5 protein-coding genes are annotated in these 4,243 nt (G+C 47.5%); 3 read left to right on the forward strand and 2 right to left on the reverse strand.

Features of this window, described 5'->3' with window-relative positions; all coding sequences use genetic code 11:
* The first annotated feature begins 178 nt into the window (after window positions 1-178).
* Window positions 179-625, forward strand: coding sequence for a surface-adhesin E family protein (locus Q338_RS12040; RefSeq protein WP_034295809.1), 447 nt, complete (start codon window positions 179-181; stop codon window positions 623-625).
* A gap of 290 nt (window positions 626-915) precedes the next feature.
* A complete protein-coding gene (locus Q338_RS12045; protein WP_034295812.1) occupies window positions 916-1,950 on the forward strand; it encodes a hypothetical protein in 1,035 nt (344 codons plus the stop codon).
* Between the two features lie 158 nt (window positions 1,951-2,108).
* Here Q338_RS12045 and dusA read toward each other — a convergent pair whose 3' ends face one another.
* On the reverse strand, window positions 2,109-3,098 hold the full coding sequence (dusA, locus tag Q338_RS12050) for a tRNA dihydrouridine(20/20a) synthase DusA (protein WP_051968643.1): 990 nt from the start codon (window positions 3,096-3,098) through the stop codon (window positions 2,109-2,111).
* Between the two features lie 105 nt (window positions 3,099-3,203).
* Between dusA and murU the strand changes: the two genes are divergently transcribed.
* A complete protein-coding gene (gene murU / locus Q338_RS12055; protein WP_034295818.1) occupies window positions 3,204-3,902 on the forward strand; it encodes an N-acetylmuramate alpha-1-phosphate uridylyltransferase MurU in 699 nt (232 codons plus the stop codon).
* Between the two features lie 60 nt (window positions 3,903-3,962).
* On the opposite strand, the gene Q338_RS14935 is transcribed toward murU, so the two are convergent.
* A partial coding sequence (locus Q338_RS14935; protein ID WP_211249460.1) for a hypothetical protein occupies window positions 3,963-4,243 on the reverse strand: 281 nt, incomplete at its 5' end.

Below are 4,243 nucleotides of genomic sequence, written 5' to 3' on the forward strand. Positions count from 1 at the left end.
TGCGTACCACGCACCAAATTATTCAAATCATTAAAATTCGGTGTGTAATACGCACCCTATATGAATTTTGTCGTGTACCGAAAGGCAGCCTGAAACGTCAAAACGTGTCAAAATATTTGAATTTGGCGGCGATTAAATTCACAATATGTGTTTCAATTCTATTTTTATCAGGAAAAAAATGAAATTTACAAAATATTCAATGATTTGTATGGTAACAGTTTTACTGGCAGCCTGCGGCGGTGGCGGCGGCGCACCAAATATGAAAAACGTGCCCAGCATTGCAGGCTCGTGGAAAAATTTGGGCAGCACCAGCAATGGCAATTTGGTCGCGTCCTACGATTCGGGCAGCATACGCCGCAACGGCGATTTGGCGTATTTGCGCGACCGCAAAATCGTGGTAAACCCCGACCAAGAACGCTATAGCGGCACGCCACGCTACAAAGTTGCCGTGAGCGATTGGGAATTTCATTGCCGCAACCGCAGCTTTCGTTTAACGGCGGTACAGTTCTTTGACGAAAAAGGCAAAATTTTGTCGCAAGAACGTTACACCACCAATCCCATTCCGCCCATGCCGATTGCGCGTGGCACAATCGCCGAAAAACAGTTGGGGATTGCGTGTAAATAATAAATTTACAATTCAGTAGCTTAACTGATATGATTTCTTATGTTATTATCGCGCTGAATTTTCAGGCTGCCTGAAAATTGGGTGAACCATTTTAATGATGGGCGGGTTGTTACAATCCGCCCGTATTTGTGGGTATTTGTATGATTTTTTTATTTAAAATCATTTGGATAGAAAAAATCCATCATGCGCATTTCACTCACGCACATGATTTTTGGATTTTTTAAAACCATTTTTCAGGCAGCCTGAACCATCATCACACCATCTTTTTTTTATTTTTAGGACACCATAACATGATGAATAATAAAATTTATTTTCTGCCATTATTGGCATTATCTATGCAACACGCGATGGCGGATTCGGTAACAAACACCGCCAAAGAAACCGCGAAAACCGTTGCCAACAGCGCGGTGGAATCCGCAAAATCCAGCGCAAAATCTGCCGCCAGCAAAGCAGTAGAAAAAGCCAAAAACACCAGCAGCAAAGCCAGCAGCAGCGTTCAGGAAACGGTGAAATCTGCCAGCAGCAAAGTAAGCGATAGCGTGAAATCGGCAAAATCTGCCGCCAGCAAAGCGGTTGAATCCACCAAATCCGCCAGCAGCAATGCAACTGAAACGGTGAAATCCGCCAGCAGCAAAGTAAGCGATGGCGTGAAATCGGCAAAAGCCGCCGCCAACAAAGCGGTTGAATCCGCCAAATCCGCCGCCAGCAAAGTCAGCGAAAAAACCAACGAAAAAGTGAGCGAAACCAAAGCGGAAGCGGCACAAGTTCCCGATAAATTAATGGAAACAGTCGCCGAGCGCAAAGCGGCACAGGCTGCTCAAGCCACTCAAGCAGCTCAATCGGAAAAAATGGTGGATTTTGTGAAAGCCACCAGCGCGTTTTCTGAAGAAAAAAACAGCGAAAAAACCAGCAAAGCAGCAGAAAAAGTAAGCGAAACAGTCAAAACCAGCGAAGCCAAAGCGACTAAAGTGGCAAGCACGGCAAAATCTGCGGAAGTTAAAGTGGTGAAAGCAGTTGAAAATAAAGTGAAAAATGTTACCAAAGCTAGCCCACGTTTGTCGGCGCAAGAGGAATTGATGGCGGCGCAATTGAATTATCAGGCTTTGTTGAAAGCGCAAGCGCATGACCGCTCTGATGTGTCGCGTGTGCAAGCGCGTTTGAAGTCGGCGGAGAAAAAATTGTCGGCGGCGCAATTGGAAGTGGACAAAATCCGCGCGGAATTAATGCTGACTGAAGGCGAACGCGGCGAGTATGACGCGAAATTAAAAGCGGCTGCCGAGCGTGTGAATAGGGCTTGGGGTTCGGTTTACGGGGCTCCTAAATAATTGATTTAAAATATAGTGAATTCAATTTAAACCAGTACCGCGTTGCCAGCTTCCTTATGTACTATGTGTACACGGCGGTCGCTGTCGCCTTGTCCTGATTTAAATTGAATCCACTATAAAAACAGGCAGTCTGAAAAGTTTTCAGGCTGCCTGTTTGATTATTCGCATTCGCGTTGTACTTCCGCCCATGCTTGCCAGAGCAAATCGGGGTTGTTGGGCTTGAGCAAATCGGCGTCTGACAAGATTCGCCGCCATGCCCGCGCACCGTGTAAGCCGTGCATTAAGCCAAGATAATGCCGTGCCATGTGGCGCAAAATGGTGCCACGATGGGTAGCGAGTTGGGCGGTGGCGTATTGGTGCAGGCGTTCAATCAGTTGAGCGTGGCTGATTTCAGGCTGCGTGCTGCCATAAAATTGTGTGTCCCACGATTGCATCAGCATGGGATTGTGATAGGCTTCGCGCCCGACCATTACGCCATCAACGTGTTGTAAATGTTCGGCAATTTCGTGATTGGTTTTAATGCCGCCATTGATGATGATTTCTAAATGGGGAAAATCTTGTTTTAATTGGTAAACAAAATCGTAGCGCAAAGGGGGAATGTCGCGGTTTTCTTTGGGCGACAAGCCGTCCAACCACGCATTGCGGGCGTGGACAATAAAGGTGCGGCAATTGGTGCGCTGCGCGAGTTCGCCAACAAAATCGGCAAGGGGTTGATATTCCGTTTGTTTGTCTAAACCAATGCGGTGTTTGATGGTGATGGCGCAATCGGGGGCGGCGGCTTGCATGGCGTTTAGGCAGTCGGCAACGAGTGCCACTTCGTTCATCAGGCACGCGCCAAACGCGCCTTTTTGTACGCGTGGACTGGGGCAGCCGCAGTTTAGGTTGATTTCATCGTAACCAAATTGGGCGACTTTGGCGGCGGCTTGGGCGAGTTGTTCGGGTTCGCTGCCGCCGAGTTGTAGGGCGACTGGGTTTTCACATTCGTCTTTGAGCAAAAAGCGGTTGGGGTCGCCGTGAATAATCGCGCCTGCGTTTATCATTTCGGTGTAGAGCCATGTGTTTTGGGTGATTTGTCGCGCCATATAGCGGTAATGGCGGTCTGTCCAGTCCAGCATGGGGGCAATGGATAGGGTGCGTTTGGGCAACATTTGGGGGTTTGTCCGTGTCAATAAAATAGGGCGGATTCTAACATTTTCAGGCTGCCTGAAGCTATAATCACGCCATTTTCAAAATTTGCAAGAAAGTTCAATCAAATGAAAGCCATGATTTTAGCCGCAGGACGCGGCGAGCGTATGCGCCCACTCACCGACACCACCCCAAAACCCTTATTAATGGCAGGCGATGAGCCTTTAATTGGCTGGCATTTGCGCCGTTTGAAAGCGGCTGGGATAACAGAGATTGTGATTAATCACGCATGGTTGGGCGCGAAAATTGAGCAGACTTTGGGCAATGGCGCGGCGTATGGCATAAACATCGCCTATTCGCCCGAAGGCGAAACGGGTTTGGAAACGGCGGGCGGCATTGCCACCGCTTTGGATTTGTTGGGTGATAAGCCGTTTTTGGTGATTAATGGCGATGTATTGACCGATTTGGATTTTCAGGCTGCCTGTAAACGTGCCGATGATTTGGGCAACGATTGGGCGCATTTATGGCTGGTTGCCAATCCGCCGCATAATCCGAATGGCGATTTTGGTTTAAGCGAAACAGGGCGCGTGTTGGCACAACCCAATGGCGGCAACGGCGGCACATTTAGCGGCGTGGGCGTGTATCGCCCTGAATTGTTTGCGGAAACCAAAAAGCGGGAACCCGCCAAACTCGCCCCCTTATTGCGCCAAGCCATGCAACAAAACCGTGTGGGCGGCGAATGGCATACAGGTTTGTGGCTGGACGTGGGTACGCCTGAACGTTTGGCGTATGCCGATAAATTGGCAAGAGCAGGGCGTTTGGCGTAAATGCAATTCAGGCTGCCTTGTGAGATATTAAGGCAGCCTGAAAACGGTATTTTCCCCATTTTAGGGTAATAAACGCCCAATCGCATAGTATTCAAAATCCTCTTGACCATTTTTTAATAGTGTTTGGTAACGTTCTGTTGACATTGTGTCTAGATTCTCTGAATATATACGTGTTATCCATTCCATTTCTCCACGTAAGTTATCTAATATAGTTAAATTCGTTTTGGTAATTAACATATCATTTTTATATTCATCTTGTTCCCATAAATAATCATCTGGCTCAGTTGTTATTAAATAATAACAACGAGTAGATTCACCACTGGAATTCCAAATAAATATTT

This window comes from Alysiella crassa DSM 2578, assembly GCF_000745955.1.
GTDB classification, from domain to species: domain Bacteria; phylum Pseudomonadota; class Gammaproteobacteria; order Burkholderiales; family Neisseriaceae; genus Simonsiella; species Simonsiella crassa.